This window comes from Mesorhizobium sp. (assembly GCF_017306585.1).
Taxonomy (GTDB): Bacteria; Pseudomonadota; Alphaproteobacteria; order Rhizobiales; family Rhizobiaceae; genus Mesorhizobium.
Map to the genome: position 1 here is coordinate 80,288 of NZ_JAFKIC010000109.1, position 13,955 is coordinate 94,242.

The 13,955-nt window shown below is 62.8% G+C and carries 17 protein-coding genes and 1 tRNA gene; 8 read left to right on the top strand and 10 right to left on the bottom strand.

The window, feature by feature from the left end; genetic code table 11:
* Positions 1 to 118 precede the first annotated feature (118 nt).
* Together J0I79_RS05680 and moaA are read right to left on the bottom strand one after the other, a co-directional pair.
* On the bottom strand, positions 119 to 592 hold the full coding sequence (locus J0I79_RS05680; RefSeq protein ID WP_292855633.1) for a hypothetical protein: 474 nt from the start codon (positions 590 to 592) through the stop codon (positions 119 to 121).
* A gap of 48 nt (positions 593 to 640) precedes the next feature.
* Positions 641 to 1,636 carry a GTP 3',8-cyclase MoaA gene (gene moaA / locus J0I79_RS05685; RefSeq protein WP_292855634.1) on the bottom strand — a complete coding sequence of 332 codons (996 nt, stop codon included), beginning with the start codon at positions 1,634 to 1,636 and terminating at the stop codon, positions 641 to 643.
* A gap of 198 nt (positions 1,637 to 1,834) precedes the next feature.
* On the opposite strand from moaA, the gene J0I79_RS05690 reads away from it, so the two are divergent.
* Both J0I79_RS05690 and J0I79_RS05695 read left to right on the top strand, forming a co-directional pair.
* Positions 1,835 to 2,188, top strand: a complete 354-nt coding sequence (locus tag J0I79_RS05690) for a DUF971 domain-containing protein (RefSeq protein ID WP_292855635.1) — start codon at positions 1,835 to 1,837, stop codon at positions 2,186 to 2,188.
* 93 nt (positions 2,189 to 2,281) lie between these two features.
* Positions 2,282 to 2,893: a pyridoxamine 5'-phosphate oxidase family protein gene (locus J0I79_RS05695; RefSeq protein WP_292855636.1), complete on the top strand. Its 612-nt coding sequence runs from the start codon at positions 2,282 to 2,284 to the stop codon at positions 2,891 to 2,893.
* Between the two features lie 16 nt (positions 2,894 to 2,909).
* Here the strand turns inward: J0I79_RS05695 and J0I79_RS05700 are convergent, their stop codons facing one another.
* Positions 2,910 to 3,362 carry a MarR family transcriptional regulator gene (locus tag J0I79_RS05700; protein WP_292855637.1) on the bottom strand — a complete coding sequence of 151 codons (453 nt, stop codon included), beginning with the start codon at positions 3,360 to 3,362 and terminating at the stop codon, positions 2,910 to 2,912.
* 47 nt (positions 3,363 to 3,409) lie between these two features.
* Here J0I79_RS05700 and J0I79_RS05705 point away from each other — a divergent pair, with 47 nt between their 5' ends.
* Positions 3,410 to 4,321: an alpha/beta fold hydrolase gene (locus tag J0I79_RS05705; protein ID WP_292855638.1), complete on the top strand. Its 912-nt coding sequence runs from the start codon at positions 3,410 to 3,412 to the stop codon at positions 4,319 to 4,321.
* A gap of 70 nt (positions 4,322 to 4,391) precedes the next feature.
* Here the strand turns inward: J0I79_RS05705 and J0I79_RS05710 are convergent, their stop codons facing one another.
* Complete coding sequence (locus J0I79_RS05710; RefSeq protein WP_292855639.1) at positions 4,392 to 4,787, bottom strand: rhodanese-like domain-containing protein; 396 nt, start codon at positions 4,785 to 4,787, stop codon at positions 4,392 to 4,394.
* A gap of 65 nt (positions 4,788 to 4,852) precedes the next feature.
* Positions 4,853 to 5,467, bottom strand: coding sequence for a TetR/AcrR family transcriptional regulator (locus J0I79_RS05715; RefSeq protein WP_292855640.1), 615 nt, complete (start codon positions 5,465 to 5,467; stop codon positions 4,853 to 4,855).
* 100 nt (positions 5,468 to 5,567) lie between these two features.
* Here J0I79_RS05715 and J0I79_RS05720 point away from each other — a divergent pair, with 100 nt between their 5' ends.
* Both J0I79_RS05720 and J0I79_RS05725 read left to right on the top strand, forming a co-directional pair.
* Positions 5,568 to 6,314, top strand: a complete 747-nt coding sequence (locus J0I79_RS05720; RefSeq protein ID WP_292855641.1) for a 3-oxoacyl-ACP reductase family protein — start codon at positions 5,568 to 5,570, stop codon at positions 6,312 to 6,314.
* 212 nt (positions 6,315 to 6,526) lie between these two features.
* Positions 6,527 to 8,407, top strand: coding sequence for a murein L,D-transpeptidase (locus J0I79_RS05725; protein WP_292855642.1), 1,881 nt, complete (start codon positions 6,527 to 6,529; stop codon positions 8,405 to 8,407).
* A 3-nt stretch (positions 8,408 to 8,410) separates the two neighbouring features.
* On the opposite strand, the gene J0I79_RS05730 is transcribed toward J0I79_RS05725, so the two are convergent.
* The 3 genes from J0I79_RS05730 to J0I79_RS05740 form a co-directional block, all read right to left on the bottom strand.
* Positions 8,411 to 8,893: a hypothetical protein gene (locus J0I79_RS05730; protein WP_292855643.1), complete on the bottom strand. Its 483-nt coding sequence runs from the start codon at positions 8,891 to 8,893 to the stop codon at positions 8,411 to 8,413.
* Between the two features lie 89 nt (positions 8,894 to 8,982).
* Positions 8,983 to 9,696 (bottom strand): lysozyme inhibitor LprI family protein, encoded by a 714-nt coding sequence (locus tag J0I79_RS05735; RefSeq protein ID WP_292855644.1) that lies wholly within the window; start codon positions 9,694 to 9,696, stop codon positions 8,983 to 8,985.
* 176 nt (positions 9,697 to 9,872) lie between these two features.
* Positions 9,873 to 10,130: a PepSY domain-containing protein gene (locus J0I79_RS05740; RefSeq protein ID WP_292855645.1), complete on the bottom strand. Its 258-nt coding sequence runs from the start codon at positions 10,128 to 10,130 to the stop codon at positions 9,873 to 9,875.
* A gap of 221 nt (positions 10,131 to 10,351) precedes the next feature.
* Here J0I79_RS05740 and J0I79_RS35105 point away from each other — a divergent pair, with 221 nt between their 5' ends.
* Positions 10,352 to 11,575 (top strand): glycosyltransferase, encoded by a 1,224-nt coding sequence (locus J0I79_RS35105; protein WP_366013843.1) that lies wholly within the window; start codon positions 10,352 to 10,354, stop codon positions 11,573 to 11,575.
* Here the strand turns inward: J0I79_RS35105 and J0I79_RS05750 are convergent.
* Both J0I79_RS05750 and J0I79_RS05755 read right to left on the bottom strand, forming a co-directional pair.
* Positions 11,532 to 11,606, bottom strand: a tRNA-Val gene (locus J0I79_RS05750). The genes J0I79_RS35105 and J0I79_RS05750 overlap by 44 nt on opposite strands.
* A gap of 137 nt (positions 11,607 to 11,743) precedes the next feature.
* Complete coding sequence (locus tag J0I79_RS05755) at positions 11,744 to 12,427, bottom strand: phosphoglycolate phosphatase (protein ID WP_292855647.1); 684 nt, start codon at positions 12,425 to 12,427, stop codon at positions 11,744 to 11,746.
* Between the two features lie 190 nt (positions 12,428 to 12,617).
* Between J0I79_RS05755 and rpiA the strand changes: the two genes are divergently transcribed.
* Together rpiA and J0I79_RS05765 are read left to right on the top strand one after the other, a co-directional pair.
* Positions 12,618 to 13,349: a ribose-5-phosphate isomerase RpiA gene (gene rpiA, locus J0I79_RS05760; RefSeq protein ID WP_292855648.1), complete on the top strand. Its 732-nt coding sequence runs from the start codon at positions 12,618 to 12,620 to the stop codon at positions 13,347 to 13,349.
* Positions 13,336 to 13,955, top strand: a 620-nt coding sequence (locus tag J0I79_RS05765) for a DUF2059 domain-containing protein (protein WP_292855649.1), incomplete at its 3' end; no start/stop codon positions are given. The genes rpiA and J0I79_RS05765, both read left to right, overlap by 14 nt.

Consider the following 13,955-nt stretch of genomic DNA (forward strand, 5'->3'; position numbering starts at 1 on the left):
AAGAGCCGCTTTGGGGGCCGAGGCTAGGCCGGAACAAGGCGGTCGTAAATCGGGCAGCGGTTCGCGAACCAGACTTTTTCTGGGATGTGGCGCGAAACACTCACTGCCCCCAAAATGCTCACCGTGCCTTGAGGCTGCCGGCAATGGCGCTGACGAGCGGATCGTATTTCGATTTCAGAGCGGGCGGGTAATCGATCCAGACCGTGCGGATAACGCCATCCCGGCCGAACAGCCGCCGCTCGTAAAAGATCTTTCCATCCTTCAAACCCGACAGCACCGCCCAGTCTTTGCCGGTCTTGCTGTAAGTGACCTCATAGCCGGGCTCCTTGCTTGTCTTCTCTTCGGCGACAAAGCCTTTCGGAGTGTCGTTGTCGACGTTGAAGATGCCCGAACATGTCAGGCTGGCGCCGTCCGCGCTCAGCCACACCTGTCCGTCACCGTTCTCGGGCTCGGGCTGACGATCGTTGAAGATTTCATCGGGAAAGGTGCAGACGGTGCCGAAGCGTTCGTTCACATAGGTAAAAGGTGCGGCCATCGCCGGGACAGCCGTTAGCGCAGCCAAAAACACCAGGGTTACCTGACGACGCTTCATTCGTGCCTCCATGTCCGGAAGCCATCCTGCACCACAATGGCGCAGAAATCAGCCGCCCGTGACGCTCATATGCCTGGAAACGGAGGGTCGGCTGGTGCGGCGGTCGATAACGAAATCATGCCCCTTCGGCTTGCGGCCGATGGCCTCGTCGATCGCGTTGGCGAGAAGGTCATTGCCCTCGGACGCGCGCAACGGCGCGCGCAGGTCGGCTGCATCCTCCTGGCCCAGGCACATGTAGAGTGTGCCCGTGCAGGTCAGCCTGACCCGGTTGCAGCTTTCGCAGAAATTATGCGTCATCGGCGTGATGAAGCCGAGTTTCCCGCCGGTCTCGGCGACATGGACATAACGGGCCGGCCCACCGGTCTTGAAGGGGATATCGCTCAGCGTGAACTGTCGCTCCAGCGAAGCCCGCAGCAGCGACAGCGGCAAATACTGGTCGGTGCGGTCGGCGTCGATCTCACCCATCGGCATGGTCTCGATGACGGTGAGGTCCATGCCGCGGCCATGCGCCCAGCGCATCATGTCGGGGATTTCGGCGTCGTTGAAATCGCGCAGTGCCACCGCGTTGAGCTTGACCTTCAGCCCGGCCGCCTGAGCAGCGTCTATGCCCGCCATCACCTTGTCGAGATGGCCCCAGCGCGTGATCTGGTGAAACTTGTCGGCATTGAGCGTGTCGAGCGAGACATTGATGCGCCTGACGCCGCAATCGACGAGCTCGGCGGCGAAACGCGACAGCTGCGAACCATTGGTGGTGAGCGTCAGTTCCTCCAGCGCGCCGCTGTCGAGGTGGCGCGACAGCTGGCGCACCAGATGCATGATGTTCTTGCGCACCAGGGGCTCACCGCCGGTGAGACGCAACCTTCTGACGCCCTTTTCGATGAAGACGGTGCAGAGCCGGTCCAGTTCCTCCAGCGACAACAGATCCTTCTTGGGCAGGAAGGTCATGTCCTCGGCCATGCAATAGGTGCAACGGAAATCGCAGCGGTCGGTGACCGACACGCGCAGGTAATTGATCGTGCGACCGAAGGGGTCGATCATGTCCATGCTTCAAGCGCTTCCCGTGGCCGTGAGCGGCTTCGTTATATACTGCTATGTGATACGAAGCGGGCGGCCATTCAAGATACCGCTTCTCGATCTTTGGTAACATCCCGGAGCCGACACCAAGTGTCGGTCGTCCCATCGGGCCTTTTCCCATCCGGCGAAGCGGCGTAGGGAGAGGAAAACGATACGGGATCAGATCATATGACCGCGCCAAAGGAACTCAGGGTCTCCAGGGACCGCAAGCTGCTGTCGGTCACCTTTCCCAATCACCAGCCATTCGAATTGCCGGCGGAGCTGTTGCGCGTTGCCTCGCCATCGGCCGAGGTGCAGGGCCATTCGCCCGATCAGCGAGTGACGGTTCCGGGCAAGCGAAACGTGGCCATCCTCAAGATCGAGCCGGTCGGCAACTATGCCGTGCGCATCACCTTCGATGATTTCCATGACACGGGTATCTTCACCTGGAATTACCTGCACACGCTCGGCCATGAGAAGGATCAGCGCTGGAACGCCTACCTGGCGGAACTTGCGGAAAAAGGCCTGAGCCGCGACCGTTGATTTCAGTGTCTGAAGACTCGTCTCAACCGAAGACCTGTCGTCTAATCGTCACGGACATGGCGTAGCGCCGGCAAAGGTTCGGAGGACGCAAGGATGTCGGTCATCACCTCGGTCGAGCAGTTGGAGGCCCTTTACGGCCTGCCTGGCGAAGCCTCGCTGGTCAAGGAACTCGACCATGTCATCCCTGAATACGCAGCCTTCATCGAAGCCTCGCCTTTCGTTGCTCTCGCCACAAGCGGACCGGAGGGGTTGGATTGTTCGCCGCGCGGCGATCTCGCCGGCTTCGTGCGCATCGTCGATCCGAAAACGCTGATGATGCCGGACCGGCGCGGCAACAACCGTGCTGATTCGCTGAGAAACATCATCCGGGATCCGCGCGTCGGGCTGCTGTTCCTGGTGCCAGGCTCCGGCACGACGCTGCGCATCAACGGCCGGGCTCACCTGACCACCGACGCCTCGCTTTGCGCGTCGTTCACCGTCGACGGCAAGCCGGCCCGTTCGGTGACCATCATCGATGTCGATTCGGTCTACTTCCAGTGCGCCCGCGCCATCGTGCGGTCGGAACTCTGGAATCCGGCCAGGCATGTCGACCCGAAATCGCTGCCGACGCCCGGAAAGATCCTCGAAATCACCAGCCGCAGGAACATCGACGGCGAAACCTACGACAAGGAATGGCCGGAGCGGGCAAAGAAGTCGATGTGGTGACAGGCCGAAGGGCGGATTACGCTTCCTTCAGCACCTCGTAGATCTTGCGCATCTGCTCGCCGATCATGTCGCACTGTTCCGGCGTCGACTGGCTCATCGCTTTCTCGATCAGCGCCATATGCACTTTCAGCGCCTGCATCAGCAGCGCTTCGCCGGCTTCGGTCAGGGCAAGCCGCAGGATGCGTTTGTCCTTCTCATCGGCTTCCCGGCGAACAAGGCCGCGTGTTTCGAGTTGCGGCAGCAGCATTGTGATGTTGGAGCGGCCGACGAGCAGCTTGCGGGCAAGATCGTGCTGCGACATGCCGGGATGGCGATAGAGGTTCATCAGCACGTCGAGCTGTGCCGGCTTGAGGTCAAGCGGCGCAAGCTTCACCGCCAGCGTGCGCTCCAGCACATGGCAGGCGCGCGCCACCGCGACCCAGTTGCGAAAACGCGGGTTGTCCCAGGGTAGCTCTTGTTTATTGTTCATCTTTGAACTATTATGTTCATGCTTGAACGTATGGATGGATTCTCACTATGGCATCATTCGGGCTGAAGGTCATCCGAGGCGTGTTTGGTGCGGCCGAACATATCGCGCCACGCATCACCGGGCGCGCAGCGTTCGAATTGTTCTGCCGCACGCCCGGCGCCAGCACGCTGACCGATGGCGAGCGGCGCGCCATCGCCCGCGCGACGGATTTCATGGCTGAAGCGCGCCACCATCGGCTGAAGACCAAGACCGGCTGCGTGATGGTGCATGAATTCCGGCCGGAGCCGGGCAGGGCGCCCGCTGGCACCGTGCTTGTCGTTCACGGCTGGCGTTCGCGCACCGAATATATGCGTGCCTTGATCGAAGGCTATCGCGCGGCCGGCTACCGTGTCGCCTCACTCGACCTGCCGGGCCATGGCCATTCACAGGGCCGGCATCTCAACATGGTCAATGCCGTCGACGCGGTGCGGGTTGCCGGCGAATGGTTCGGCCCGTTTGTCGCCGCGGTCGGGCATTCCTTCGGCGGCGCCGTTGCCGCCAACGCCATCGCCGGCTCCGTCAAGAACGTCCCGCCGCTGGCGGCTGCAAGCCTTGTGCTGATCGCGGCCCCGAGTTCCTTGCCAGCGATCTTTGCCGACTTCAGCCGCATGCTCAATGTCGGCCCCCGCTCGCAGATCGCCATGGCGGATCGTGTCGAACACCTTTCCGGCCGGCCGTTGCACGAATTCACCGGCGACCGGCAGCTCGCCCAGGCGCCCGTGCCGACCCTGGTCATCCATGCGCCTGACGATCGCGAGGTGCCGGCCGAACACGCAAAGCGCTACGCCGGTGCCGGCGGCCATGTGCGGCTTCACTGGGCGGATGGTCTCGGCCATCGCCGCATTCTTGCCGACAAGGGTGTGGTGGAACGCGCCGTTGCGTTCGTCGCTGAACGTCGCGAGCCGTCAGTGCTGCATTGAGCCGAGGTACTCGTTTCATGCATGTCGTTGTCCCAAAACCGCTACGCACTTTTGGGCGACATGCATTGGGCTATTTCTTCTTGTCGCCAGGCTCGACCGGCAGTCCAGCCGCCTTCCAGGCGGTATAGCCGCCAAGAATGTGCTTGACGGGCGACAGGCCCATATCCTGTGCCGTCTTGGTGGCCAGCGCCGAACGCCAGCCGCCGGCGCAGAAGAAGACGAAGCTTTTTCCCGAGGCAAAGAACGGCTTGTGGTAGGGGCTTTCGGGATCGATCCAGAATTCCAGCATGCCGCGCGTGACATGTTGGGCGCCGGGAATCCTGCCGTCGCGTTCAATCTCACGGGGGTCGCGCAGGTCGACGAAGATAGTGCCTTCGTCCTCGAGCAGTCCTGCCGCTTCCTCCGGCGAAACCACTTCGATCTCGGCATTCGCCTCGTCCAGCAGCTCGCGATACCCCTTTTTCACAGGCTAGTCCTCCCCGCCGCGCATTGGCTGGCTGTCTGAATTTCCACCACAATGGCCAGCGTTTGTCACGCCTTCTCGACGCCCGCGAGCGTGTGCCAGGCTGCCATTGCTCCCGCGACCGTCGCCATCAGCGCGGTGCACGAGGCACCGTCGCGCGCCTGGATCGACATGCCGTGCTGTACCGTGGCGAAGAAGGTCGCGGCGGCGCGGGAATCGAAGTCGATTGGCAATTCGCCTTCTGCGACACCTCGCTCGAGGCGTTTCTGCAGGGCGGAATGGTTTTCAGCGCGGCGGCGGCGCAGATCGGCGCAGATGAGACCGCTGGTGGAATCCTGATGCAGCGCGCCAAGCGTGATCAGGCAACCCTGCGGCCGGTCGGCCTGCGAATAGGCCTTCGCGGTGCGGGTCAGAAACAGCTCGATCGCCTCACGCGCCGTCGGCGCCTCCTCGAGAGCCAGCCAGATATCTGGCCCCTCGACGCGCGAATAGAAGTCGGTGGCTTCGAGGAACAGGGCCTCCTTGCTGCCATAGGCGGCGTAAAGGCTGGGCGAATTGATCCCCATGGCCGTCGCCAGGTCACTGATGGACGCCCCCTCGTACCCCTTGACCCAAAACACGTCCATCGCGCGCCGCAGCGCCGCGGTTCGGTCGAAAGTCCGAGGGCGGCCTCTTTCCGACATGGCGTCCTTTTCTGTGTTGATCGATACATAAATGAGTTGACGCGGTTGGGCAAGCCTGCCAGGTATTTATGTGTCGATCATTACATAAATGGAGAAGCCAATGTCTTCCAAGAATTTGAACGGCAAGGCCGCGCTGGTCACGGGCGGCAGCCGCGGCATCGGAGCGGCGATTGCGCGAAGGCTCGCGGCCGATGGCGCCAATGTCGCGCTGACCTACGTTCATGGCGAGGAGCAGGCGCGGTCGGTCGTCGCCGAGATAGAGGCCAGGGGTGGCCACGCCATCGCGCTCAAGGCCGATAACCGCGACGCGGTGGCCATGGAAAAGGCTGTCGACGATACGGCGGCGGCCTTCGGCAGGCTGGATATCCTGGTCAACAGCGCCGGCATCTGGCGTGCGGCCCCCATCGACACGCTGTCGCTTGCCGATTTCGACGAGACAATGTCGGTCAATCTGCGGGCTCCGTTCATCGCCTCGAAAGCCGCGGCACGGCATATGGGCGAGGGCGGCAGGATCATCTCGATCGGCAGCAATCTGGCCGAGCGGGTCACCGATACCAGTCTGGGCGCCTACTCCACCAGCAAGGCGGCGCTGGTCGGCCTGACCAAGGCGCTGGCGCGCGACCTCGGTGCGCGCGGTATCACTGCTAACATCGTTCACCCCGGTTCCACCGACACCGACATGAACCCCGCCGATGGCCCGCATGCCGAACATCAGCGCCGGAAGATGGCGACGCCGCGCTTCGGCAAGGCTGACGACATCGCCGGCATGGTCGCGTGGCTTGCCGGTCCGGAAGGGCGTTTCGTGACTGGTGCCGCGCTGACCATCGATGGCGGCGCCAACGCCTGACATCCCTCAAGTGCTCCGGGCTGGAGCGGAGTCACCGTTCGCTCCGGCCGTAACGATGTTGTGAAACCGTTCTGCAACAGGCTTTCGGAAATTTATGAAAGCTTAACGAAATCGGTATGAATCGGTATAGTCGCGCCTTACATCCGCCATGCGGTGAGCGGGACGGTTTAGCGTGCGGAACGGGAGCCGGTTGCGGCCGGAGCGGGTGATTCATGAAATTCCTCCGAAACAAAGCAACCGCGATGCCGGTGATGGCGATCACGGCAACCCTCGCCCTAGGCGCGCCCCAGGCAGGCGCGCAGGGGCTCTTCGACATGCTGTTCGGCGGCGGCATCAAGCATCAGCCGCAAGGCGAGTTTCCGCCCCCGCCAAAGCATAAGCCAAAGGCGCCGGCCGGCGGCGGTGGCGGCGTAAAGATCAGCAGCCCTTCCTATTACACTTACAAGGCCGACAAGTTGGTGCGTGTCGACTTCTCGGCGCTTTCGGCAGCGCCCCAGCCCGCAACACCGCAGGACGCCGCATTCGTTCCGTCCGCTACCGGGGCGGCTTTCCACGATGCCATCGCGGGCCTGAGCGATTACGAACTCTACGCTGAACCCGATATCGCCAAGGCGTTGATCGCCTATTATTCGGCCAATCCGGACTTCATCTGGGTCAGCGGCACCGGTCTTAACAATCGCGCGCAGGATGCCGTGCGGGTGCTGGGCGAGGCCGCGAGTTACGGCCTGACGCCCGCCGATTACACGGTCGACGTGCCGGCGGCGAGTTCCTCCTCCGCGGACGACGCGGCCAAGCTGAAAGAGCTCGTCCGCTTCGAGATGGCGCTGTCGGCGCGTGTGCTGCGCTACACCCGTGACGCCCAGAGCGGCCGTGTCGATCCCAACCGGATGACCGGTTACTATGATTTTCCGGCGAAGCCCCTGGACATGGCCGGCGTGCTCAAGACGCTGGCGCATACGCAGGAGGTTCGCACCTACCTCGAATCGCGCCATCCCCAGAACGCGGAATACCAGGCGCTGCGCGTCGAACTGGAATCGCTGCAGGCAAGTGCTGAAAACGAGATCGTCGTCGACCCCAAGCTGCTGCTGAAGCCGGGGCAGACCAGCCCCGAATTGCCGAAGCTGCTTTCGCTCATCGCACGCAACCTCGACGACGATATGGGCGGCACCTATGGCGAGATGCTGTCGCGGCTGGTGACCAGCGAGGTCTACGTTCCCGAACTCGTTCCGCTGATCAAGGCGGTCCAGCAGAAGGAAGGCATGAAGGGCGACGGCGTCATCGGTCCGCGCACGGTGGCCTTGCTGGCGGGAACGTCGAAGGCCGACAGGCTGCTGAAGGTGGAGGTTGCGCTGGAGGAACTGCGCTGGCTGCCTTCCGATCTCGGCAGCCCCCGCGTCTTCATCAACCAGCCGGCCTTCACAGCGAGCTACATCGACAATGGCCAGGAGCAGTTGAAGACGCGCGCCGTCATTGGCCGCGTCACCAACCAGACGGCATTCTTCTACGACCAGATCAAGCAGGTCGACTTCCATCCCTACTGGGGCGTGCCGCAGTCGATCATCGTCAATGAGATGCTGCCCAGATTGCGCAGCGATCCCGGCTATCTCGACCGTGCCGGCTACGAGGTGACGGATTCGCGCGGCAAGCGCATTCCCTCGTCGGCGGTCAATTGGGGCGCCTACGGCGCCAACATCCCCTACAATGTGCGCCAGCAGCCGAGCGAGGCCAATGCGCTGGGTGAGCTGAAGATACTGTTCCCCAACAAGCATGCGATCTACATGCACGACACGCCGCAGAAATCCTTCTTCAAGCAGGATATGCGCGCGCTGAGCCACGGCTGCGTGCGCCTGCAGGATCCGCGCGGCATGGCGGCCGCGGTGCTCGGCACGTCGGTCGACTATGTCGCCGAAAAGCTCAAGCACGGACACTCGACCGAGGATGTGACACGCAAGATTCCGGTCTATGTCGCCTACTTCACCGCCTGGCCCGACATGTCCGGCAAGGTCGAGTATTTCAACGACGTCTATGACCGCGACAGCCGGCTGAAGCAGGCGCTCGATGCCACCGAGGCGGTGCGCTCACCGTCGAGCTGATCCTCAACGCTCCGAGATCGGACGCCGGAAGCCGGCGTCCCTTCCGGCGATCAGCCAGTAGACAAACCCCGCAACCACGCCGGCGCCGGCAATGATGCCGATATCGGCCCAGCGCTCCGGGTCCATGTCCCCAGGCGCGCTCGGCCAAAGCAGGAAGAAACCGCCGGCGGCAGCGGCGGCGCCGAAAAACATGTGCAGCAGAAAATTCCGCAGCGCGAAGAGCTCGGCAATCAGCGCGAAGATCAGCGTCTGCAGCGCGGTCACCACGACCGTCAGGAAATAGACGAACATGCCGAGCGGCGGCACCAGCAACACCGCGATCGGCGTGACACCCATGGCGTCGAAATACTCCGGTGCGCCGGGCAGGGAACTGAGCGCGGCATAGATCGCCACCACCGCGATCAGGCCGACCAGCACGGCGACGAGATAGCCGGCAAGCATCATCAGGATGCGCTTCAAAACATGCTTCGCCGTCGCCATGCCCATCCCCCAATGCGGCGCAGTCAACCCCGCCAGTCAGCCATCAAAGACGGTGCGACGCAAGAGGAGGCGTGGCCAGCGCCGCTTTCGTGAGCTCAGGCGCCACCGCACATGTGCTGCGAGTCCGGCAGGGTCCAACTTCCTTTGGCGACCAGGTCGATGGAATAATAGACGCGGCCGCGATCATCGTCCTTTGGGCAATCCCTGGGAATCGAGATCAGGCACATCACCACCGGTTCGCCAACCTTCGAAGCGACCAGTCCGGGCTCGCGGTCGTAGGACACAGCCCCGCCGCCATTGGTGAAGGTGGCGGCGCTGCCCGCATCCGGCGTGGCTGTTTCCAGCGGATCGTCGCCAAGCCGGGCGGTCAAAGTCTTGATATGCGTGGATGCGCATTGGCCGATCGCCGAGGGCAGGGGATCATCCCTGTTGCCAGGATTGCGAGCGGCTGCGTCCAGCGCCTTCTTGCCGATCAGCGCGATGTTGTAGTCCTCTACCCATGACGGCGCAGTGCCATAGGTCTGCAAGGCGTTGTTGAGCGCGCTGACGATGCAGGCCGTATCGCTGTTGCAGGCGTTGCGATCGGCGATCAGCCCGCGCGCGATCTTGTGCTTGTCGCCGCCGAAGGCCGGCTCGAACCCCTTGTAGGCCTTGGCGACCAACAGATCGATAGCCGACAATTGCGGGTCGGCGCAGATCGCCTTCTCCGCCGGCAGGCTTGCCTTGGCGCAGTCGAAGGACGGCCCATTGGCCAGCGCAGGGGAAACGGCAAGAAAGCCGCCGGTCAGAAGGACGGCGAGGGCGAGCAAGACATTTGTTCGAACGGAAAATCGCATGCATGCCCCCAAGCCAACAGGATTGCCCAAAGCGCGGCCCGCGCCGACGGACATATCATGCTCGAAGAATGGACATTTTTAGGCGAGCCCGTTTGTCAGGCAAGCCGAAAGGGCCTCCTGCGAGAACCGCAAGCGCGGCGTTGCGATCTTTATTTCGTTTCGCCCGTTACGGGATCGTAGGTGACTTCGACCTTCGCCTTGTCCGAGGTGTAATAGGTGACGGTATAGGCGCCGTTGTCCCAGTCGACTTCCTTCACATAACGGAAGCCGTCGCGCTGCTCGACCTTGGCGATGATCTCCGACAGTTTCTTGGCATTGGGCGGCGGCAGCGGCGCATCATCGGCCGCAAGAACCGGGCCGGCCGCCAGCAACGATGCCGCGCACGCGACGAGAACCAATCTGGACATGGATTTTCCCTCATACTTGAACGCTGGGAAACGCTCGAACCTGGCTGTTTGTTCCCGCCACGAGGCCAGCCGGATGCCCCCAAAAAGGGCCATGCGTTCCAATTCCGGATGCGCTAATATATTGGCGGGGATTGTGGGGACCAGTACCGGAAATGAGACGTCTTCTGTTCGTCGGCGGCAGCCCCGAGCCGGGCGGCTTGCAGATTCACACCGCCGATGTGATGCAGGCTATTGCCGCACTCGGACATTGCGTGGCGATGGTCAGTCCGGAAAGAGACCATTTCGCGAAAATCACTCCCCGTGACAAAATACCATTCAGCAGGATCAGGCATCTCTCGGTCGGCCGGTTCCACAAACGGCCCCTCCTGAATGCTCCGATGAGAGCTTTCGCGTTGGCATCCGCGCTGATCCGGCACAAAGGCTACGATGTCGTTTTCTGTCGGGGCAGGTTTGCCGAAACCCCCGGCATGGACATGCTTCTGGCACGGGCCTTTGGCAGGACGGTCTATACGATTGAACACTCGCCATCGGCGGCGGAATGGCCATTCCTGATGTCGAAGCGCCGGTATGGGCGCGTCATGGGCCGATGCCTGCGCCGGGTCATCACCGTCTCCGCCGAGATCGCGGAAATCGCGGCGCGCGAGTTTCAGATATCCGCCGACAAGCTGTGCATCTGCCGCAACTGGGTCGACCCGGGATTTCACCCTGTCTCCGAGGACCGCAGACGCCTGGCTCGCCAGCGGCTGGGTCTGCCGCAGGATTCGACGGTCATCGGATATCTCGGCCGCTTGAGCGCGGACAAGCGCGTCGATGTTCTCATCGAGGCCTTTCGGCAACATCTCGCTCGGCAAGAGCAATCCAGTTCCGTGCTCATGATTGCCGGAGAGGGCTCGTCCAGGGCCGCTCTGCAGGAACAGGCGCGGCTGGCCGGGATAGATCATCAGGTCCGGTTTGTCGGCTGGCAGACAGATCCACGCGATGTTCTTGAGTTGCTCGATCTGTTTGTCCTCCCGAGCCTGGTGGAGGGATTTCCACTCGCACTCATGGAAGCCATGTCGAGCGGGCTGGCCTGCCTGGCTCATCCGATGTCGAGCACCGGCGAATTGATCGAAAGCGGTCGGAACGGCATTCTTGTCGACATGTCGGGCCCGGAACTGCTGGCCGACGAATTGACCAAGCTTCAGGATGCCGGCCGGAGCCATTGGATGGCGATGGGCCAAGCCGCGGCCGGCACGATCGGCCAGTGTTTCTCCCGCGACATCAGGCTGCACGCGGTGCTGGGCGCCCTCGACATCGCCCTGGACGTCGCGGATGTGCCGCCGCCGTATAATCGTGCAATGGAGTATCAGGCTGGAAAGGCCAAACCGCGTGGCAAGCCGCTGTCTTCATCCACCGAGGGGATGGTGGGCGATGCAGGGATTGAACCTGCGACCCCACCCGTGTGAAGGGTGTGCTCTCCCGCTGAGCTAATCGCCCGCTCGTTGCCCGAAGGCCAAGCGAGCCGCGATATAAGGGAGGCGTGCCGGTTAAGTCAAGGCGCTGTTTGGCGTTCTTATGACGATCGGATTGCCATCATTTCGGGCCGCTTCGGACAGTCTGCCAGGCACTGTCGTTCAATGCCCGGCAGCCGCAATCAGCCTTTGCGCCAGATCCGGCGTCAGTTCATCGAAATGCGAGATCACGACCGACGGCTCGAATTCGCGCACATGACGGTCTGTGTAACCGAAATCGACCGCCACGACAGGTATGCCGGCGGCCTTGGCGGTGTCGATGTCGGTTTGCGAATCGCCGACCATCAGCGCACGGTGCGGATCGCCGCCGGCCCGCCTGATCGTTTCGATCAAATGGCGCGGATCGGGCTTGCGGAAGGCGAACGTGTCCTGTCCGGCGATGGCCGCGAAATGCCTCGTCAGGCCGAGCGCCTCGATCAGCGCCAGCGAATTGGCTTCATATTTGTTGGTGCAGATGGCCAGGAGATAGCCGGCCTTTTCGAAGCGATCTATCGCCTCGATAACACCGGGGTAGGGGCGTGATTTGCCCGGAATATTGTCGGTGTAGTGATCAAGGAACAGCTGCAGCAGCCGGTCGTGTTCGGCGACATCCAGCGAGCGTTGCTGGGCGGCGTGCGCCCGCTCGATCATGACGCGGCCGCCATGGCCGACGAAGCGCTTGAAGCCGGCTTCGTCGACAGCCGCGAGTTCGCTGGCGGCAAGGCTGTGATTGAGGCTGTCGAGCAAATCGGGCGCCGTGTCGATCAGCGTTCCATCAAGGTCGAACACGATGATTGGGCGGGTCATGATCCATCCTGTGGAGAATTGTACGCTAGTCACGCGATAGCGGCTGCGGCTCGTCTAGGCAAGCGCGCCCGGGCGGCCGGGCAAGGGCCTTGACCCCGGTGAAAGGCTTCGACCACGGTCAAAAGCTTTGACCCGGCCGGCAAAAATGCTAGGAGCCCAAACCACAAGGTCTCCGGGGCGGTACACCAGCATGGATGCAAGGCAGTTGAAGGTCGAGGCCGCGCGCGCCGCCCTTGCTCATGTCACCGATGGCATGCGGCTCGGCATCGGCACCGGCACCACCGCCGAGGAGTTCGTGCGGCTGCTGGCCGACAAGGTCGCGACCGGCATGACCATAACAGGCGTGCCGACCTCGGAACGCACCGCCTCGCTCTGCCGCGAACTTGGCGTGCCGCTGTCGACATTGGAAGAAACCCCGGAGCTCGATCTCACCGTCGACGGCGCCGACGAGGTCGATCCGGAACTGACCTTGATCAAGGGCGGCGGTGGCGCGCTGCTGCGCGAGAAGATCGTGGCGGCGGCCTCGCAGCGCATGATCGTCATCGCCGACCGCTCCAAAATGGTCGAGACGCTCGGCCGCTTTCCACTTCCCATCGAAGTCAACCAGTTCGGCCTGCGTGCAACCGAGATCGCCGTCGCCGTGGCGGCGGCAAAACTCGGCCTAGCCGGCCCGGTGACATTGAGGATGACGGGAGGCCAGCCTTTTGTTACAGACGGCGGCCATTTTATCCTCGATGCATCTTTTGGCCGCATTCCGGATACAAGAGCGCTTTCGAATGCTCTCCACGCAATTCCAGGCGTGGTTGAGCATGGTCTTTTCATCGGGCTGGCGTCAGTGGCCATCATCGCCGGCGGCGACGGTATCCAGACCGTCCATGCCGCCCGAAAACCAGGGAGTTCTACCGACCATGATGTTGCATAACCGGGTTCGCAGCCTTTGCGCCGTTCTGGCCGCTTCGGCTGTTTTCGCCTTCTCCTCACCGGCGTTTTCGCAGGACGTAACGGAATCGCATCTGAAGGCTGCCCGGGCGGCGGTCGCGGCGATCCACGCGACCGACCCGTTCGACAACATCCTGCCACAAGCGGCGGCCGCGCTTGAATCGCAGCTCATCCAGAAGAATCCCGACATGCAGGAACTGATCGGCAAGACGATCAGCGAGAAGGCTCTTGGGTTGGCCTCGCGCCGTGCCGATCTCGAAAAGGAAGCCGCTCTCGCCTATGCGAAAGTATTTTCCGAGAAGGAGCTCAATGACATCGCCGCCTTCTACAGTTCCGATGCCGGCAAGAAGCTGCTCGACAACGGCCCGACCGTGACCCGTGAATTGGTCAAGGCCGCCGATATCTGGCAGAACGGTGTTGGACGCGATCTCGCCCAGCAGGTTGGCGAGACACTGGCCGCGGCTGCCAAGGCATCAGCCCCCGCCACGCCGGCGCCCGCCGATGGGGCGGCCCCGGCCGACAATGCGGCTCCTGCCGATGGTGCCGCGCCGGCCGACGGGTCGGCTCCCGCCGACAATTCGGCGAACTG

Bases quoted from the DNA above. Each gene is read 5' to 3' on its own strand.
- J0I79_RS05700 (WP_292855637.1), bottom strand. From the start codon at position 3,362: ATGAACAATAAACAAGAGCTACCCTGGGACAACCCGCGTTTTCGCAAC.
- rpiA (WP_292855648.1), top strand. From the start codon at position 12,618: ATGGATGCAAGGCAGTTGAAGGTCGAGGCCGCGCGCGCCGCCCTTGCT.
- J0I79_RS05715 (WP_292855640.1), bottom strand. From the start codon at position 5,467: ATGTCGGAAAGAGGCCGCCCTCGGACTTTCGACCGAACCGCGGCGCTG.
- moaA (WP_292855634.1), bottom strand. From the start codon at position 1,636: ATGGACATGATCGACCCCTTCGGTCGCACGATCAATTACCTGCGCGTG.
- J0I79_RS05720 (WP_292855641.1), top strand. From the start codon at position 5,568: ATGTCTTCCAAGAATTTGAACGGCAAGGCCGCGCTGGTCACGGGCGGC.
- J0I79_RS35105 (WP_366013843.1), top strand. From the start codon at position 10,352: ATGCAGGCTATTGCCGCACTCGGACATTGCGTGGCGATGGTCAGTCCG.
- J0I79_RS05705 (WP_292855638.1), top strand. From the start codon at position 3,410: ATGGCATCATTCGGGCTGAAGGTCATCCGAGGCGTGTTTGGTGCGGCC.
- J0I79_RS05740 (WP_292855645.1), bottom strand. From the start codon at position 10,130: ATGTCCAGATTGGTTCTCGTCGCGTGCGCGGCATCGTTGCTGGCGGCC.
- J0I79_RS05755 (WP_292855647.1), bottom strand. From the start codon at position 12,427: ATGACCCGCCCAATCATCGTGTTCGACCTTGATGGAACGCTGATCGAC.
- J0I79_RS05725 (WP_292855642.1), top strand. From the start codon at position 6,527: ATGAAATTCCTCCGAAACAAAGCAACCGCGATGCCGGTGATGGCGATC.
- J0I79_RS05690 (WP_292855635.1), top strand. From the start codon at position 1,835: ATGACCGCGCCAAAGGAACTCAGGGTCTCCAGGGACCGCAAGCTGCTG.
- J0I79_RS05695 (WP_292855636.1), top strand. From the start codon at position 2,282: ATGTCGGTCATCACCTCGGTCGAGCAGTTGGAGGCCCTTTACGGCCTG.
- J0I79_RS05730 (WP_292855643.1), bottom strand. From the start codon at position 8,893: ATGGGCATGGCGACGGCGAAGCATGTTTTGAAGCGCATCCTGATGATG.
- J0I79_RS05680 (WP_292855633.1), bottom strand. From the start codon at position 592: ATGAAGCGTCGTCAGGTAACCCTGGTGTTTTTGGCTGCGCTAACGGCT.